17 protein-coding genes are annotated in these 17,123 nt (G+C 67.3%); 6 read left to right on the top strand and 11 right to left on the bottom strand.

What is annotated here, in order from left to right:
* The 3 genes from ruvX to CJZ80_RS03460 all read right to left on the bottom strand — a co-directional run bounded on the left by ruvX (nucleotide 1) and on the right by CJZ80_RS03460 (nucleotide 2,964).
* The gene (ruvX, locus tag CJZ80_RS03470) at nucleotides 1–492 is read right to left on the bottom strand and encodes a Holliday junction resolvase RuvX (protein ID WP_233132770.1); all 492 of its coding nucleotides are present in this window, start codon (nucleotides 490–492) and stop codon (nucleotides 1–3) included.
* Nucleotides 489–1,637, bottom strand: a complete 1,149-nt coding sequence (locus CJZ80_RS03465; RefSeq protein ID WP_198948221.1) for a hypothetical protein — start codon at nucleotides 1,635–1,637, stop codon at nucleotides 489–491. The genes ruvX and CJZ80_RS03465 overlap by 4 nt, the downstream gene beginning before the upstream one ends.
* A 70-nt stretch (nucleotides 1,638–1,707) precedes the next feature.
* A complete protein-coding gene (locus CJZ80_RS03460) occupies nucleotides 1,708–2,964 on the bottom strand; it encodes a F420-0:Gamma-glutamyl ligase (protein WP_233132769.1) in 1,257 nt (418 codons plus the stop codon).
* Nucleotides 2,965–3,052: 88 nt separating this feature from the next.
* Between CJZ80_RS03460 and CJZ80_RS03455 the strand changes: the two genes are divergently transcribed.
* Nucleotides 3,053–4,435, top strand: a complete 1,383-nt coding sequence (locus CJZ80_RS03455; protein ID WP_094510669.1) for a PhoH family protein — start codon at nucleotides 3,053–3,055, stop codon at nucleotides 4,433–4,435.
* 5 nt (nucleotides 4,436–4,440) lie between these two features.
* On the opposite strand, the gene fumC is transcribed toward CJZ80_RS03455, so the two are convergent.
* The 5 genes from fumC to hisA form a co-directional block, all read right to left on the bottom strand.
* Complete coding sequence (gene fumC, locus CJZ80_RS03450; protein WP_094510668.1) at nucleotides 4,441–5,817, bottom strand: class II fumarate hydratase; 1,377 nt, start codon at nucleotides 5,815–5,817, stop codon at nucleotides 4,441–4,443.
* Nucleotides 5,817–6,413, bottom strand: coding sequence for a thylakoid membrane photosystem I accumulation factor (locus CJZ80_RS03445; RefSeq protein ID WP_094510667.1), 597 nt, complete (start codon nucleotides 6,411–6,413; stop codon nucleotides 5,817–5,819). Before CJZ80_RS03445 ends, fumC begins: the two co-directional genes overlap by 1 nt.
* A gap of 38 nt (nucleotides 6,414–6,451) precedes the next feature.
* Nucleotides 6,452–8,146: a DUF3685 domain-containing protein gene (locus CJZ80_RS03440; RefSeq protein WP_094510666.1), complete on the bottom strand. Its 1,695-nt coding sequence runs from the start codon at nucleotides 8,144–8,146 to the stop codon at nucleotides 6,452–6,454.
* Between the two features lie 970 nt (nucleotides 8,147–9,116).
* A complete protein-coding gene (locus CJZ80_RS03435) occupies nucleotides 9,117–9,479 on the bottom strand; it encodes a Fur family transcriptional regulator (protein ID WP_094510784.1) in 363 nt (120 codons plus the stop codon).
* A gap of 165 nt (nucleotides 9,480–9,644) precedes the next feature.
* Complete coding sequence (gene hisA / locus CJZ80_RS03430) at nucleotides 9,645–10,406, bottom strand: 1-(5-phosphoribosyl)-5-[(5-phosphoribosylamino)methylideneamino]imidazole-4-carboxamide isomerase (protein WP_094510665.1); 762 nt, start codon at nucleotides 10,404–10,406, stop codon at nucleotides 9,645–9,647.
* Between the two features lie 136 nt (nucleotides 10,407–10,542).
* On the opposite strand from hisA, the gene CJZ80_RS03425 reads away from it, so the two are divergent.
* Nucleotides 10,543–11,460: an NAD-dependent epimerase/dehydratase family protein gene (locus CJZ80_RS03425; protein ID WP_094510783.1), complete on the top strand. Its 918-nt coding sequence runs from the start codon at nucleotides 10,543–10,545 to the stop codon at nucleotides 11,458–11,460.
* Here the strand turns inward: CJZ80_RS03425 and CJZ80_RS03420 are convergent.
* Nucleotides 11,432–12,025 carry a CDP-alcohol phosphatidyltransferase family protein gene (locus CJZ80_RS03420; protein ID WP_094510664.1) on the bottom strand — a complete coding sequence of 198 codons (594 nt, stop codon included), beginning with the start codon at nucleotides 12,023–12,025 and terminating at the stop codon, nucleotides 11,432–11,434. The genes CJZ80_RS03425 and CJZ80_RS03420 overlap by 29 nt on opposite strands.
* A gap of 125 nt (nucleotides 12,026–12,150) precedes the next feature.
* On the opposite strand from CJZ80_RS03420, the gene CJZ80_RS03415 reads away from it, so the two are divergent.
* On the top strand, nucleotides 12,151–12,585 hold the full coding sequence (locus tag CJZ80_RS03415; RefSeq protein ID WP_094510782.1) for a CBS domain-containing protein: 435 nt from the start codon (nucleotides 12,151–12,153) through the stop codon (nucleotides 12,583–12,585).
* Here the strand turns inward: CJZ80_RS03415 and pdeM are convergent.
* Nucleotides 12,542–13,228 carry a ligase-associated DNA damage response endonuclease PdeM gene (pdeM, locus tag CJZ80_RS03410; RefSeq protein ID WP_233132767.1) on the bottom strand — a complete coding sequence of 229 codons (687 nt, stop codon included), beginning with the start codon at nucleotides 13,226–13,228 and terminating at the stop codon, nucleotides 12,542–12,544. The genes CJZ80_RS03415 and pdeM overlap by 44 nt on opposite strands.
* 95 nt (nucleotides 13,229–13,323) lie before the next feature.
* Here pdeM and CJZ80_RS03405 point away from each other — a divergent pair, with 95 nt between their 5' ends.
* Nucleotides 13,324–13,560, top strand: a complete 237-nt coding sequence (locus CJZ80_RS03405; protein ID WP_094510663.1) for a hypothetical protein — start codon at nucleotides 13,324–13,326, stop codon at nucleotides 13,558–13,560.
* Between the two features lie 180 nt (nucleotides 13,561–13,740).
* Nucleotides 13,741–13,905 (top strand): hypothetical protein, encoded by a 165-nt coding sequence (locus CJZ80_RS15275; RefSeq protein WP_158217414.1) that lies wholly within the window; start codon nucleotides 13,741–13,743, stop codon nucleotides 13,903–13,905.
* Nucleotides 13,906–13,915: 10 nt separating this feature from the next.
* On the opposite strand, the gene CJZ80_RS15775 is transcribed toward CJZ80_RS15275, so the two are convergent.
* On the bottom strand, nucleotides 13,916–14,005 hold the full coding sequence (locus CJZ80_RS15775; RefSeq protein ID WP_094510780.1) for a hypothetical protein: 90 nt from the start codon (nucleotides 14,003–14,005) through the stop codon (nucleotides 13,916–13,918).
* A gap of 1,094 nt (nucleotides 14,006–15,099) precedes the next feature.
* Here CJZ80_RS15775 and CJZ80_RS03395 point away from each other — a divergent pair.
* Nucleotides 15,100–16,701 (top strand): mechanosensitive ion channel family protein, encoded by a 1,602-nt coding sequence (locus CJZ80_RS03395; protein ID WP_233132766.1) that lies wholly within the window; start codon nucleotides 15,100–15,102, stop codon nucleotides 16,699–16,701.
* Nucleotides 16,702–17,123: the final 422 nt, after the last annotated feature.

Genomic DNA, 17,123 nt, shown 5'->3' with positions numbered 1-17,123 from the left:
TCAGCGCCGGCCTGCTGTCCGCAGGGGGGTCGCCAAGGTCACCGGCTCGTCACCTTCCCGCAACCATTGCTCCAGCAGCAGTGCCGCTGCGGCACTGTCGAGGGCGCCGCTGCGGTCACCGTGCAGGCGGTGGCGCTCGCCCGCTTCCCAGCTGCTCGCGTGCTCATCCACCCAGGCCAGCGGCAGGCTCAGGTGGCGGGCCAGCCGTTCGCCGTAGCGGCGGCAGTGGGCCGCCTGGGGCGTGGGCTGCTGGTGGCTGTCGAGCGGCAGCCCCACCACCAGCGCCTGCACCCGCCGGCTGGCGCCGAGGGCGCGCAGGGTTTCCAGGTCGTGGGCGTAGGCCCCGCGCGCCAGTGCCGGCAGTGGGGTGACCGTGAGCCCGAGCGGATCGCAACCGGCCAGGCCGATGCGGCGCCGCCCCACATCCAGCGCCAGCACGGAGCGGGGCTGTGGGGGTTGGCGTTGTTGCCGCGTGCCGGGGGTGGCGCTCACCGGACGCTGGACAGCGCACTGGAGGAGGCACTCACCAGTGCCCGCGTTGGGCGTGCGGCGGGCGTGAGCGCCGACGGTCCTGCAGGGGTGGGCACCGTGCGACGGCGCGGTTTGAACGGCTCGAGCACGGTGTCGAGGCGCCAGTTGGCGGCGCGGCTGCTGGCCTGCTCGTGGCGGCGCCAGACGCTGCGCGCCATCAGCAGCCGCTCGCCTTCCAGGCTGGCGCCGATGCTGCGCAACCAGGCGCAGCGCTCCGCATCGCCGGCATCACTGCAGAGGCGCACCACCGGATCGCTGGCCACCGCCTGGATCAGCAGGTGCTCCAGCGCCGGGCCGTGCAGCCGCGACCAACCGGGATGCACCGTGAGCTGCACATCCACCGGGCCATGGCCCTGGTGATGCAGCCGGCGCACGCCCGCCACTGCCTGCTGGCGGCTGGGGTCGAGCCAGAGCGCACTGGGGCCGCTGCTCTGGTCGAGCAGATCCTCCACCCGGCGGTCAAGCAGCTGACGCAGCAGCGCCGGGCAGGCCGCCTGCTCCAGGTGCAGCATCAGGCCGGCGGTGCGCCGATTCAGGGGCCGCAGTTGCAGGTCGCCAGGGGGCGGCAGAGCCGGGCCCGGCTCTGCCGGGGCGTTCCACAGCCAGGAGACCTCGTGCCGCAGGGGCTGAAAGCCCTGCTCCCGCAGCAGTGCCAGCCGGTCGGTGTCGGTGCTGTCACAGCGGGCGATCCAGCTGGCGGCACCGCTGCAGCGGTGCAGCGCCTCGCGCAGCAGGCCCGCCTGGATCTCCTGGCCGCTGAGGCTGCCTGGCCGCTGCAGGGCGGTGCGTGCCACCCGCAACGCCTCCACACCCCAGCAGCTGCCACTCCGGTTGAGGCGGCGCACCACGCTCACCCCCAGCATGCAATCGGCTGTCTCGTAGGCCACCAGAACCTCAGGAACCAGGGGCGGGCGCTGCACCAGGGCACTCAGCAGGCGCTCCGGCTGACGCAGCAGAAGGGAGCGCTGCAAGAGCGGCTGCAGATCAGCGAAGGCGGCATCGTTCAGCAGCGGCAACGACCAGCCCTGCAACGGCTCGATCCGCAGCTCCCCCGGCGCGGCGAGCGGGTCACCTCCCGAGGGGCGTAGGGGGATGGGGTGCCGCACGTGACTTCAGTCGTGACCCGACTGTATCGGTTCTGGACCGGCTGGCCGGAGGGGTGCCAGCGCGTGAGGGTCAGGCGGGGCGGACCACCACCAGAGGCGTGCGCTCGTTGGCATTGCCGGCCGGATTGGGCCGCAATGCCCGCTGCAGTAGGCCCTCATCGCAGCCCTCGCTGGCGGCCAGCACCTTCACCCGGCCCAGATCATTCACATCCACCACCGCCACCGGCACGCCCAGTTGCCTGGCCAGTTCACGGCAGCTGCGCTCGGGGTGGGCCGGGCCCAACACGATCGTCTGGTCGTAGGGGGGGGTGGTGCCGGTGATGTCATCGATCAGGCGTGCCTGCTCTCCCGCCAGGCGGTAGAAGCCGCCGCGGCTGCCCACCAGTTTCATCAGGGTGCCCGCCAGCCAGGCGCACAGCACCCGCGCCGGGCCCACGTCGTTGATCAGGGTCTGCAGGCCGCAGGCGGTGGCCAGGCTGCTGGTGGGATGGAACACCCGGCAGAGCAGGCGGGCCAGGGCCGATGGCTCCACCATGGCCGGGTGCTGGTAGCGGCCCTGCATCACCGCCAGCGGTGTTTCGCCGATCGTGAGGATGTCGCCGGGTTGCAGCACGGCAGCGGCGTAGCGGCGCAGAACGTCGGCGGGATCATCCAGCACGCCGAGCAGATGGGTGGGCAGCGGCAGCACCTGACAGGCTTCCCCTGCTCGCCAGCGGGCGGTGGCGGGTTGCAGGGGCTCGGGCTTGCGCAGGGGTATCAGCAGACCGTCACGGCGTTGCAGCCGTCCAAAGGGGCCGTAGTTGACCCACAACACCTCGAGCCAGAGGGTGTCGATCAGGGCAAGGGGATTGATCGGCTGCTGCCCGGCGTCGCCATCAGACGGGCGGCCGGCCGGCGCAGCGATCGTGAGCGAGACGCGGGCCTCCGTCTGCTTGTTCCCTTTGACGATGTAGGCCGCCCAGTAGCCATCGGCACGGGTGTCCTCATCGGGATGGGCCGCGGTGAGGCGGGCCGTGACGGTGACCCCGCTCAGGTCGCCCTTGCCCAGCAGGGTGGGCCGCAGCTCCACTTCCGGCACCATCACCTCCATGCGGGCATGGGGGTTGCTGAGGCGCAGCACGCCTTCCACGGTGATGGCCCCCGCGACCGCCGCAGGGGCCGCTCCGGTGGTGGCGGCTGGGTGCTCCTGCACCGTCCAGTCATGGGAATCCAGCCGCAGCGGTGAAGCGGGCCGCAGCCGGTGGCGCAGCTCCAGCCACAGCAGCAGGGCGCCGAAGCCAAGAGCGGCGATCAGGGCCAGGCACAGAGGAGCGGGCAATGGGGCCACGGAGTGCTGCGGGCGGCGAAACAGCGGGAGCGTAGATGGTGGCCTCAGCACCGCCCTAGCTTTCTGGGCGGCAGCACGCCGGCACGCCATGAAGAAGACCTTCGTTCTCGATACGAACGTTCTGCTGCACGACCCGCGGGCGCTGGTGCGCTTCGAGGACAACAACGTCGTGATTCCGATTGAGGTGGTCGAGGAGATCGATCGCTTCAAACGCGACAGCAGCGAGAAGGGCCGCAATGCCCGTCAGGTGTCGCGCCTGCTCGACGGGCTGCGTGAAAAGGGCAACCTGGCGGAGGGCGTGGAGATCGACCCGATCGCCCACGGCCAGCTGAAGGTGGTGTTCTGCCGTAGCGAAACACTCAGCCAGTTGCCGCCGGAACTCAAATCGGGCAACGGAGACAACAACATCCTGGCGGTGGCGCTGGAGCAGCGCCTGCAGGGCGTGATGGGCAGCCAGCCGCCCGTGATCCTGGTGACCAAGGACACCAACCTGCGCATCAAGGCCGATGCGGTGGGCCTGATCGCTCAGGACTACACCAGTGACAAGGTGGCGATCGCCGATCTCTACCCCGGCACCGCCGAGTGGTGGGTGAATGCCGCCCAGATGGAGCAGTTGCAGCGCGAGGGCAGCCTGGCCGTTGCCGAACTGCCTCCGCCGCCGCCCGAGGCTCCCCCGCTGCAGGCCAACGAGGGCGTGACCCTGGTGGATGCGGCCCAGCCCGGCCACACCCTGCTGGCGCGCTACTGCTCCGCTGCCGCCCAGCTGCGGCCTCTGCCCAAGGTGTCCCGCGCCAAGCTGGGCCGGGTGTCGGCGCGCAACCGGGAGCAGACCTTCGCGCTCGATCTGTTGCTCGATGCCTCGATCCAGCTGGTGACGCTGGTGGGCAAGGCCGGCACCGGCAAGACCCTGCTGGCCCTGGCGGCCGGTCTGCATCAGGTGGCCGATGACCACACCTACCAGCGCCTGCTGGTGACCAGGCCCGTGATCCCCCTCGGCAAGGACATCGGCTTTCTGCCCGGAGACCTGCAGGAAAAGATGGGCCCGTGGATGCAACCGATCGTGGACAACCTCGACTATCTGCTCGGCAGCGACGACCCCGGCCAGGCACCGGCCCGTGGCGCCCGGGGCCCGCGCAACAACTGGCTGGATCTCAAGAGCATGGGCCTGCTGGAAGTGGAGGCGATCAGCTACATCCGCGGCCGCTCGATTCCCAACCAGTTCATGGTGGTGGATGAAGCCCAGAACCTCACCCCCCATGAGGTGAAAACGATCGTGACCCGGGTGGGCGAAGGCACCAAGATCGTGTTCACCGGTGATCCCTACCAGATCGATAATCCCTACGTGGATGCTGACAGCAACGGGCTCACCTGGCTGGTGGAGAAGTTCAAGGGACAGCAGCTGGCCGGCCACGTGACCCTGCAGAAAGGAGAACGCTCTGCTCTGGCGGAGCTGGCGGCGAATCTGCTCTGAGCCGCTCAGATCATCTGGGCGGGGTCAATGCAGCGGTCGAAGGCTTCCGGGCTGATCTCTCCAAGCACCAGCGCCGCTTCGCGCAGGCTGAGCCGGTGCACATGAGCGTGGCGGGCGATGCGGCAGGCACCGTCGTAACCGATCGCCGGAGCCAGCGCGGTGACCAGCATCAGGCTCTGATCCAGCAGGGTTTCGATGCGGGCGCGGTCGGGTTCGAGCCCTTCGATGCAGTGTTCACGGAACGCGTGGCAGCCGCCGGCCAGCAATTCGATGCTCTGGAGCAGGTTGAGCGCAATCAACGGCTTGAACACGTTGAGCTCGAAGTTGCCCTGGCTGGCGGCCATCTGCACGGCCGTGTTGTTGCCCATCACCTGCACGGCCACCATCGTGAGGCTCTCGCACTGGGTGGGATTCACCTTGCCGGGCATGATGCTCGAACCCGGTTCGTTCTCCGGCAGCACCAGTTCCCCCAGCCCGCAGCGTGGACCGCTGGCCAGCCAGCGGATGTCGTTGGCGATCTTCATCAGGCTGCCCGCCAGCACCGTGAGCGCGCCATGGGCACCGGCCAGCGGTTCATGGCCCGCCAGGGCCTGAAATTTGTTGGCGGCGCTGGTGAAGGGCAAGCCGATCCGTTCCGCCAGCCGTGCAGCCACCGCCTCGCCGTAGCCCCTGGGGGCATTGAGGCCGGTGCCCACCGCCGTGCCGCCGATTGCCAGTTGCAGCACCTGGGGCAGCAGCAGACGCAAGCCAGCGGCGGCCAGCTGCAGCTGGGCCACGTAGCCGCTGAATTCCTGACCCAGGCTGAGCGGCACCGCATCCTGGAGGTGGGTGCGGCCGATCTTGATGATGCTGCTGTAAGCCTCGGCCTTGGCAGCCAGGGTGGCGGCGAGGGCTTCCACCGCCGGCAGCAGGGTGCGTTCGAGCTCGATCGCCACGGCGATGTGCATCGCGGCGGGAAAGGTGTCGTTGCTCGACTGGCTCAGATTGACGTGGTCGTTCGGATGGACAGGCCGCTTGCTGCCGAGCGTGCCACCGGCAGCGTCGATCGCCCGGTTGGCGATCACCTCATTGACGTTCATGTTCGTCTGGGTGCCGGAGCCGGTCTGCCAGACCTTGAGCGGGAATTCCGGATCGAGCGCTCCTGAGGCCACCTCTTCGGCCGCTGCCACGATCAACTCCGCGAGCTCGGCCGGCAGCCGGCCCATGTCGCGGTTCACCTCGGCGCAGGCCGCTTTGAGCTGGCCGAACGCGTGCACCAGCTGCAGCGGCATCGCCTCCCCGAAGGGGAAGAAATGCAGGGAGCGCTGGGTCTGGGCGCCCCAGTAGTGCTGGGCCGGCACCTCCACCGGGCCCAGGCTGTCGGTTTCGGTGCGGGTGGCCATCAGCTGCCGGACACCACTTCGCTGTTGAGCTCGTTGAAGCTGCGGGTGCTGGTGGCCCGCTCGCCGCCGGCAGGTTCCAGACCGGTGGCCTTGCTGAGCACGGCACTGATCGTGGTGGTGTTCACCTGTCCGTTGGCGTCAAGCAGCACCTTGCCATCGCCATCAAAGACAACCACCTGGGGAATGGTGCCGTTCCAGTAGTGCACCGGATCGTCAGCACCCTGATCGGCCAGGCCCTGCAGCGGATCGGTGGTGAGGGGGATCAGCTCCACCGTGCGGCCCCACAGGCGCTGCAGCTCCGAGAGCACCGGCGCGAACTGTTTGCTGTCGGCGCTGTCATCGAGATAAAACACCAGCACGACAGGCCGATGGTCGGCGCGGGCCTGGGCCAGCGTGCTGCGGGGTGGCACCAGCGAGCCATTGCCCGCGTAGAGAGCAAAGATGTTGCCGTCGTAGCTGTTGGTGGTGAGCGAGGCCAGAGCCGGTCTTGGAGCCAGCAGCAGGAACAGCGCCACCAGCAGCGCCAGGCTGCGGCGGATCAGGAAGGGAAAGGCGTTAGAGCGCAGCAACCGAAGCGGGAGGCGGGTTGGGGTCATTGTGACGCCCAGCCGAAAGACCAGGGCCCAGCCACTGCTCAGGGACGGTTGATGCCTTTGCCCATTCCCTGCAGGATGCCCCGGCCGATCAGGCCGATGGCCCGGCCGATCACCTGGGTGAGCACCACCACCAGCAGATCGCCCAGCTGGCGCAGGAAGGCCTGCAGCTGTGGTGCCAGGGCATCGCGGGCTTCAAGAGCCAGCGTGACCGTCTGTTGCAGCCAGCCCAGCTGCCGTAGCTCCCGGTCGCGGGGTTCGGTGAGCAGCAACGGCGTGATCCTGCCCGCCTCCAACCGATACAGCAGCCTCCGGCTCTCATAGAGCTGGATCGGGCGCTCGAACCAGCTGCTCCAGCGCTGCTGGGCATTGAGCTGGTTGCGCAGACGTTCGAGGCTGCGGGTGGCCAGCAGCTCATTGACTAACAGGTAGCGCCTCAGTTCCGGCCAGTCGCCGCAGCAGGCCAGCAGCTCGGCGCTGATCAGCTCGGCGGTGCGGATCAGCCAGTTGCTCACCAGGGCTTCCAGGTGCAGCAGGGCAGTGGGTTCATCGGGAGACAGCAGGCGGCCGTCCACCAGCAGCGGTTGACCCCCCATCAGCGCATTCAGCATCGGCAGGGAGGCGGGCAGTTCCGGGTCGTCGTTGGTGAGCACGGTGGTGCTGCTGAGGTGGTCGGCCACCGGCAGCAGCACACCATCGAGAGGAAGCCGCACGTAGGCCCCGGCCACCTGCCGCAGGGCAAGGCGGCGCAGTTCCGGCTGCAGCGCCTGCCAGCGGGCCTCAAGCGTGTCGGTGGCCGGCCGTTCCTGCCGTAGCCGCAGCAGCAGCTGATCGAGCTGGCCCAGCAGGGCGAGCAGCAGGTCGCGGCGCCGCTCCACGCTGAGCCCCTGCAGCGCGAACAGGGTGCCGGCATGCGGATCGAGCGGCCCCGACAGGCTGGACTCCTGGAGCCGCTGGCGGATGGCGCTCCACACCCCTTCGGCGGTGCGTTGCCGCAGGGTGATCGCCGTGCTGCCGCTGGCCGGAGGTTGCGGCAGGTCGCCAATGACAGCCTGGCTGGGCAGTCCACCGTCGTCGCTGATCTGGGCATCGCCCCAGGCCAGCACCAGCGGCCCCCACAGCCAGAGCAGCAAGGAGCGGGCGGCGCCCAGCTCGCGCAACCGGCCCTCCAGGATCAACTGCAGCAGGAAGGCGTCCGGCGGCGGGGTGAGCAGGCGACGGCAGAGGCGCAGCTCCGCATCGATCTGCTGCAGGCCGCTCTGCAGCAGCCATTGCCCCAGCCCGATCGGCCCCATCAGCGGCGTGGCCTCTGGGGCAGGAGCCCCGTCGCCCTGAAGCTCCACCACTCGCCCACCGGCCAGCAGGGTGCTCACGGCCGCCAGCAAGGTGTCCGGATCGGGGTCCTGCAGAAGGCCGGCCACGGGCAGTTGCAGCAACCAATCGCTGGAGCAACCCGGCTGCGCGGGCAGCAGCAACAGCAGCGGGGCAGGCTGCCAGCGCTCCTCCAATCGCTGCAGCTCTCGCAGCATGTTGGCGGGCTGCACCGGCGCGCTCACGCTCCAGATCAGCAGCTGGGGCGCACGGCTGCAGGCGGCCGGATCGGTGAACACCTCGGCGGCACAAGGCGCGGCACTCAGCAGGCGGCTGAGGCCATCGCGCAGCAAGGGGTCGGCGAACAGCAGGATCCTGGGACGGTTAGTTGCCTTGGCTGGAGAGTCCTCAGGGGCTGGTGTCACTGGGGGCGTGCGCTCATTGGAGCCAAGGTAACGACTTGACGGCGAATTCTCCAGCTTGATTGGAGGCCAGTGAAGTGAACAGATGCGGGCTGGGGGCTGTGCCGATCACGTTGTGCAGGTCTTGCTTTTTCCCTGATCCCCAGGTCAACGGTGGCGACGGGTCCTGGCAGGGGGCTGGGAGTTCAGGCATGCCGTCAGGAATGCGCTCCATTGGTATTGTCTTGCCGCAATCCGTAGCGGTTCTGTCCCGCTGGATCGGCGCCATCCAACACCCCTTCCAACGCGCCATCCACGCGCCATCCAAAGACAGCCGGCTGGCCTGAAATTCATGTCTTCATCTACCAGACCATCAGCGCCCTGAATCAGGATTTGGTTGCAGAGCTGGAGGATGGGTTGTGTCTCGCAGAGAAACCTGAGGGGTCTTTTCTCTTTCCTCGATGGGGATGACATCCGGATCCGCCAGCTTACGAATCCTGTGAGCTGCGACTCCAATATCTCGCGTTTCTGTTTGCCTGCGGAATCCGTTGTTTCTGGAGTTGGTTCGTCCTGAAGTGTGTCCGCCCTGGCTTAAGTCGTTTGACGCATTCGCTCTCTCGCGATTCAACCTTCCGCGTAGGAGCAACTATTTCCCCTGAAGGATCCACACGCCTTCTCCATCATGAGCGACAAAACGAGATGGCGAGAAAGCGATGGTTCCAGAGGCTCCCACCAGCGGTGAAGAATCGCACAGCTATGGATTCCACCTGCGTCGAGTCGAAACGTCTGGATGCACGTTCAGATTCGTCGAGCTGTCTCCGTTGTTCTGGCCCCCTTTGGCTAATGTCGTCCCCGCAGGTTGCAGCAAAGAGGAACATTCTCGTGATGTCACAAGCTGACATTGGATGTCACTTGGATTGATTTCACGTCACTTGAAAGCATTGGATGCCACTGATTCTCGCCAACTGTTTTCCCCTGCGCCCCTCCACCGCGCTCACTGGCGGGGCCGGCCGGCCAGCTGCAGGGTGTACGACTCGATCGTGTAGCCAGTGAGCTCTTCGATGCGGCGGACCAGGTCGTCGGGGAGCACCACGTCAAGGTCCTGGATTTCACCGCTCACCAGGCAGGTGAGATGGCTGTGGGGGTCGCTGCGGTAGCCGTAGAGGCGGCCATTGGCGCGGTCGAGGCACTCGATCACTCCAGCGCTCTGCAGGGCTTCAAGGTTCTGATAGACGGAGGTATGGCCGATGCGGCGGCCTTGCTGATTGAGGCGCTCGAAGATGTCGCGGGCACTCAGGTGGCGCCGCTCTCGCCAGAGCAGTTCCAGCACAAGCTTGCGTTGGCGGCTGAGGCGCATGCCCAGGTCGCGGCAGCGTCCGAACACCTCGATCACCCCCGCGAGGGCGGTGGGGCCTGTGCTCTGCCCGTTGGTCAGCGGTGGGGCAGTCGCAGCCTTCACACGTGGATACGAATGCTTTACCTCAACCTTAATCGGTTTGCCCCTGGGGTAAGGGATCGGCCCCTAGCAGACGCTCGGCGGAATCGGATCCTGTAACCGCTCCGGTCCCACGGCCTGCAGGGCTTCACGAAAGTCGATCGCTCCGTCGTAGAGCGCCCGGCCCACGATCACCGCCTCCACGCCCAGCGGCTCCAGGGCCAGCAAGGCCAGCAGATCGGTGACGGAACCCACGCCGCCGGAGGCGATCACCGGCACCGGGCTGGCGGCGGCCATCGCGCGGAGCGCCTCCAGGTTCGGGCCGGCCAGGGTGCCATCGGTGGCGATGTCGGTGCTCACGATCGCCGCCACACCGCTGCCTTTGAAGCTGGCCGCGAGCGCCGTGGCCTCCACGGCGCTGTCCTCCAGCCAGCCCCGGGTGGCCACCTTGCCGCCTCGGGCATCGATGCCCACCACGATCCGGCCGGGGAAGCGGGCCGCCAGCGCCTGCACCAGCTCCGGCTGTTCGATCGCCACCGTGCCGAGGATCACCCGCTCAAGGCCGGCGGCAAGCAGCGCCTCTGCCCGCTCTGCCGTGCGTACACCGCCGCCAAGCTGCACCGGAATACGGAGCGCCGCCGTGATCGCGCGCACCACCGCATCGTTGACCGGTTCACCGCTGCGGGCGCCATCGAGATCCACCAGATGCAGCCGCTCGGCCCCCTGGCTCTGCCAGTCGAGGGCCTGCGCCACCGGATCGTCGTTGAAGCGGGTGACCTGGTCGTAATCACCCTGGTGCAGCCGCACGCAGTGGCCGTCGAGCAGGTCGATGGCGGGAATGATCTGCATGGCGGAGCGGGTGAGCCGTGGTCGTGGCCCATCCTCGCCGGCAGGGGTGGGGCAGCACCTGCCCACTGGGGGTGCATGCGGTGGCGGCTCCCGCCCCGCTCAGCGCTTGAATGGCGGCGCCGTTGCCGCTGCTTCCGTGAAGATCCTGGTGATGGGTGGCACCCGCTTCATCGGTAAGCCCCTGGTGGCCCAGCTGCAGGGCTATGGCCATGCGCTCACCCTGTTCACCCGCGGCCGCAATCCGGTGCCGGCCGGGGTGGAGCATCTGGTGGGCGACCGCAGCGATGCCGCCGCGCTCGAACCGCTGCGGGGCCGTGCCTTCGACGTGATCATCGACAGCAGCGGCCGCAACCTCGACGACAGCCGGGCGGTGGTGGAGCGCACCGGCCCCCCCGCCCATCGCTTCGTATACGTGAGCTCGGCCGGCGTCTATGCCGACAGTGAGCTGTGGCCGCTGGATGAAACCGCCCCCACCGACCCCGCCTGCCGCCATGCCGGCAAGCTCCACACCGAAGACTGGCTGCGGGCCGAGCGCATCCCCTTCACCAGCTTCCGGCCCACCTACATCTACGGGCCCGGGAACTACAACCCGGTGGAGAGCTGGTTCTTCGACCGCCTCATGCACGACCAGCCGGTGCCCCTGCCCGGCGACGGCAACACCATCACCCAGCTGGGCCACGTGAGTGACCTGGCCACGGCCATGGCCCGCTGCCTGGAGGTGGAGGCCGCCACCAACCGGATCTACAACTGCTCGGGCCGCAAGGGCGTGACCTTCCGCGGACTGGTGGCGGCGGCGGCACGGGCCTGCGGCAAGGATCCGGCAGCGGTGACGATCCGCAGTTTCGATCCCTCGGGCCTCGACCCCAAGGCCCGCAAGGCCTTTCCCCTGCGCCTGGCCCATTTCCTCACCGATGTGCACCGGTTGGAGCGGGAGCTGGCCTGGACGCCGGCCTTCGATCTCGATGCCGGCCTGGCGGACAGCTACTCCAACGATTACGCCCTGCGCCCCGCCGCCCGGCCTGATTTCAGTGGCGACGCGGCGCTGCTGGGCTGAGATACCCCAGCGCCGAGCTCAGGGCCAGCGCCAGCGAGGGCCAGAACAGCCACCAACCAGCGCTGCGCAGCCCGGCAACAAACCCGGCCTGGCCCAGGCCCAGCCCCCAGCTTTCGGGCCAGAGCAGCAGCAGCAGCGCGCTGAACTGCAGCACCGTCTTGGCCTTGCCGGCGCGGGAGGCGGGTCCGCCATCCCCCTGGCCGGCACGCCAGCCGGAGATCAGCAGCTCGCGCGCCAGCAGCAGCCACACCGCCCAGAGCGGCAGCCGTCCGGCGGCGCCCAGCCACAGCAGCGGTGCACTGATCAGGATCTTGTCGGTGAGGGGATCGAGGCGAGCACCCCAGGCGGAACCGCCGCCGGCACGGCGGGCTAGGACGCCGTCGGCCCAGTCGCTGAAGCCGCCCAGCAGCAGCAGGAACCAGGCCGCCCCCTGCTGATCGGCGGCCAGCAGCAGCAGCAGCGGCAAGCCGACCACGGCCCGCGCCAGCGTGAGCCCATCGGCGAGGCGCCGGGCTGCAGAAGCGGCAGGTCGGCCTGTGGGGCGGTGCTGGGGTGTCGGCGTCAAGCTGGGCAGGCCGGAAGGGCCAGTCTGCTGCCGCGGATCCCGACCCCTCGCTGGCCTAGAACCATTGCAATCGCAACGCTCCGATGACCCTCGACTCCCAGCCGGCCCTGCGGGTGGCGGCGGCCATGACCACCCCGGTGTTGAGCGTGACGCCCGAAACCCCTCTGCAGCAGGCGGTGCAACTGCTGAGCGACCACCACATCAGCGGACTGCCGGTGCTGGATGCGGCGGGAGCGCTGGTGGGGGAGCTCACCGAACAGAACCTGATGGTGAAGGAGAGCGGCTTTGACGCCGGCCCCTACGTGATGCTGCTGGACGCGGTGATCTACCTGCGCAATCCGCTCGACTGGGATCGGCAGGTGCACCAGGTGCTGGGCAGCACGGTGGGTGAACTGATGGGTGCGCACCCCCACACCTGCAGTGCCGATCTGTCCTTGCCGGACGCGGCCCGGCTGCTGCAGGACCGCAGCACCCAGCGGCTGTTCGTGCTTGAGGGCGACAAGCTGGTGGGTGTGCTCACCCGCGGCGATGTGGTGCGCGCTCTGGCGGCAGCGGCCTGAGCCAGGCCACGATCGCGCCGTCGGCCACCAGCCAGCGCTGATGGTGGTCTTCGCAGGGGTGGCCGCCGGTGAGCTTGCCGAAGGCGGGCAGCACCAGGCGCTGAGCCTCCGCGTCGTGAACGAAGCAGGGCAGGCGCAGCCGATCGCTGCGGTCACCGACTGTGGCCACCGGATGCAGGTGGCCGCAGAGCTGCAGCAGTTCACCCCCGCCCACTGGCAGCGGTTCCGGTCCGTGGCTCAGCCAGAGGGGGCCGCGACGGCTGCTGGGCTGCTGCACCAGCCCTTCCAGCCAGCTGCCCCGCTCGTGGTTGCCAGCGATCAGCGTGAGCGGGCAACCGAGCAGCTCCGGCAAGGCCTGGATCTTCTGACGCAGTTCGCCGGTGAGGCCGAGCCGGCCGTGGATCAGATCACCCAGCACCACCACCTCAGCCGGCTGCCAGCGGTGCGCCAGCGCGATCAGGGCGTTGAGGGTGGAGGCATCGCCATCGCTGGGCAGCGGCACGCCATGGGCCTGAAACGACTCGGCCTTGCCCAAGTGCAGATCCGCCACCAACAGCAGACGTTGCGTCGGATCCCACACCGCCCGCGCCCCCAGCAGCTTGAGCCTGTGACCGCGCCAGAGGAAGGGAAGGTGTTCCGTCAAAGGTATTTGTGCGCAGCTGTGCTGCAGATGTGTTCCATCCGATACCCAGTTTCCCTCGCCATCCATCAAGATTCCCTCACTAGGCGGCACTCCCCGTGAGCCAACGTCGTTCCCAGCGCCAGCTCCCTGGAGAAACCCTCCAGTGGATCGAAGGTCGTCTGCGCGATCTGGAGCGGCTGGAGTTCTTCGAAGAGGCCTATGCCCTGCGCATGGAGATGGCCGAATGGCTGCTTGAGCGCGACAGCAGCATGACGGTGAGCAACCTCACGGTGGCCCGCCTGCTGCGTGATCGTTGTCTCGCCCCGGTCCCGCCGGTGTCTGAGCAGGGCTGACCCCCAGCGGCTCCGTAACCTGCACTCACCTTCGGCACCCCATTCGTCATGACCATCGCACTGCTCGTCGCTCTCGTCGGTTCGCTGGCGCTGATGTCGATGATCATCCGCCGGCTCGAAAAGGCCTGAGGGTTCCCTCAGGCCAGCGAGCGTCCCCGCCAGGTCCAGCCGCGGCCGGTGGTGGATTTCCAGATCGAAGCGAGCGTGATCGCGGCGATCACCCCCTTCCGCCTTGCTGACGGTCTCAGGCGCCTGCCGGCCCACTGGACCGCCAAGCTGGCCCTGGTGCTGGCTCTGTTCGGCGGCTTCCTGGTGCTCGGACCGATCGGGCTGCTGGCGCGCTGAAGGCGCTGGGTTACGGCTGTGGATGCTCCTGGCAGGGCATCCACACCGACCCCATCGCGTGGACATTCTCGCAACCAAGTTCCTTCCAGGAAGCGGCCAGGCTGGTGAACGCCCTGGGGTGGCTGAAGTCTGCAGATCTCCCACTCCATCCGCCCCCTCAGGCATAAACCCCTATTGCCCCTGCCCGCTGGCCGTCCGATCGTTCTCGCATCGGATTCGGAGGCCCAGCCATGGATGACACTCCCCCGGGTCAGGCATCAGGAGCGCGCTGACGATCCGGCCCCTGCTCCAACACTCTCATCGGATCTCTGGCTTCCCTGGCGTGTGACACCGCTGTGTGTGTGCTCCGCCCGCCGTCCACTGCACCGTTAACGGCCTCGCCTCAGGTGCCCCGGACCCAACGGGAAGTCCCACTGGAACCCTGGCCCCAGGTGCCAGCGTCAGCCACTCCGCCCCCGCAATCCAGTTGCTTGTAGAGCCCGGTGCCCTCGTCGCCGGGCTTCTTCATGGGTTCCTTTGGCTAGATCGTGTGGACCTTGCCCGCAGGCACCAGGCCCTTGCCGAGGACTACCGATAGGCCTTGCAGATCGCAGCCGACAAGCACCTGGCCCAGCCCAGCTGGACCCTGGAGGCCACGGTGGCGTTGATCCATATCCAGGACAAGGCATCATTATCGGTCCGGTGCGGGCGCTCTTGTCCTACCTGGATACCGCCCAGCCTGCGTTCGATCCCTTCGTGCGGCTGCAGGAGCAGAGGTGAGTGGCCATCAGCAGCCCCGATCTTGTGCAGGCTCGATCGTGCTTCACCGCCACCCAATGGCATTGGTTACTCCCGCAATCCGCTGATTCAAGATCTTCTCCCGAACGCAATCAAGGTCAGTGATTGCTTTACTTGAACCCCCACTAAAGGAGGGGGTATTGATTTGCAGGCATCGCTCGCTGCTGGTGGGGGCGGCCGCCGTGTCCTTACATGACATGTCGGGCGAGCGAATGCGTATCCCGAATCACCGCTCCGTTCCTCGATGTACGAGAGCGAACCTTCCCATCGGTTTGCCAACATTTCATGACAACCCAACCTGCTTTCACAACCAGCAGAAGGCTTCTCCTCTCGAACCGAAGTCGGCGACGTGCTCCTTGGCCAGCACGTTTCGCCTTGATCGGCTGCCTGCTGATGGGGCTCATTGCATGGGGCGGGTTGGGTCTTCTCCTTGCCGCCCCATCCCCAGCGGCGGCTCCTGCCGCAGCCGTTTCGGCCCAGGACAAGCTCCCGGAGGGCTGCGCCACCAACCCCAGCTGGGTAACGCTCGAGGGGCGAAAGGTGCTGGAGTTGCGGCGGGCCATCAGATCCCAGGATGCGCGGGTGCTGGCACGAAAAAGCAGCTCCGTGCTCCGCCTGGTGGCGGAGGATTCGACCATCCAGCCACAGCAGTTCGTGGTGGTGGAGGATCCCCCCTACTCGCTCGTGGGTCTGGAGAGCGCTCATGGGGCAGGGATGGAAAGCCTTTTGGCGGTGGATGACCGCATGGCCGCGTGCTTCGGCAAGACCCGCCCTCAGCTGGCCGACCTCTACCGCGACAAGCTACGCAGTGCTGTCGTGGACTACCGCAACAGACACAGCGTCACCAGCTGGCTTAGGGGCACAGCCCAGGCCCTTCTGGTGCTCGGCATCTACGTGCTCTGGCTGAGGGGACAGACACACCTTGAGCGGAAACTGCTGGCGTACATCCAGGAGCGTGACCCCAACCAGCTGAGCGGCGTGCGGCTGGGAGGGAACACCCTGCTCAACGCAGCCCAGATCACCCGAATTCAGCAGACCACCCTGGATGTCATCCACTGGAGTGTGTTGGTGGTGATCAGCTACTTGCTGGTCCCCCTGCTGCTGAGCTTCTTCCCACCCACCACCATGCTCGCTGCAGGTCTGAGATCCCACATCCTCAGCATGGTGGGCGGGCTGTTCGCCAGCGTGGTGAACGCCATCCCCAATCTGTTCACAATCCTGGTGATCCTCGTGATCACGGGGTTGGTGATGCGGTTCAGTCGGAGGTGCTTCGTGGCCCTGGCCCGAGGCAGGATCCGCTTCGCCTGGTTCTACCCAGAGTGGGCTGAGCCCACTTCCCGGATCGCCTCTGTGCTGATCCTGATCGCGGGTCTGGCGATCAGCTTCCCCTACATTCCTGGCTCCGACAGCAAGGCTTTCCAGGGAGCAGGCATCTTCCTCGGGGTACTGGCCGCACTGGGTTCAAGTTCGGTGACCACCAACGTGATCAGCGGCCTGATGCTGATCTACACCCGTGCCTTCAAAGAGGGGGATCGGGTGACAATCAACGGCGTGGTGGGACTGGTGCAGGAGCGAGCCCTGCTGGTGACGCGCGTGCGCACTCCGCGCAATGAACTCGTCAGCATCCCCAACGCCACCGTGATCTCCGCCTCGGTGACCAACTACAGCTTCGCCCGGAGGGAGATTCGCGAACCGGTAGCCCTCTCCAGCACCATCACGATCGGGTACGACGTGCCCTGGCGCCAGGTGCACGAACTCATGCTCGCAGCTGCCCGCAGTGTTCCCACGATCACGGGCGAGCGAGACCCCTTCGTGCTGCAGACCTCACTGAACGATTTCCACATCAGCTACGAGATCACAGCCTTTTTGAAGAATGTGTCCGATTACCGCGCGGCGCTCTCTGACCTCCTGGCTGCACTGCAGGACCAGTTCGCTGCCGCAGGTGTGGAAATCCTCTCGCCCGGCTATCAGGCCATTCGCAACGGCAACAAAAGCACGGTGCCGCCCCTACCGACCTGATGCCTATGGGTTTCGTTCGATCAGGTTGTTCTGGCTGGCAGCGGGGTATTGGCCAACAGGGTTGTTGTGCGACCCAACAGCCCCAGGCCCCCACCCATGCCTACATACCCCCATGTGTGCCGGACTTCCGTTGATCGGGAGCACCTGATCCTGCAGCCTCTCGACGAGGGCAGAAGCCTTCCTCAACTGGCCATTGAGCACGGGTCAGTGATTGCAAGGCCCGCATGTGGCTGGCTCGATTCCGTGCAGACGGTGATACAGCTGTTGCGGATCGACGGAGTGTTCGCCTACCCAGAGGCAGCGGACCGAGCGGGAAGTCCCACTGGAAACCTGGCCCATGTGCCAGCGTCAGCCACTCCGCCCCATCAACCAAACTTCTTCAGAGCCCGGTGGCCTCGTCGCCGGGCTCTGTTGTGTTCAAC

The sequence above is a fragment of the Synechococcus sp. MW101C3 genome (assembly GCF_002252635.1).
In the GTDB taxonomy this organism is placed as follows: domain Bacteria; phylum Cyanobacteriota; class Cyanobacteriia; order PCC-6307; family Cyanobiaceae; genus MW101C3.
This window is presented reverse-complemented; position numbering and strand designations above follow the sequence as displayed.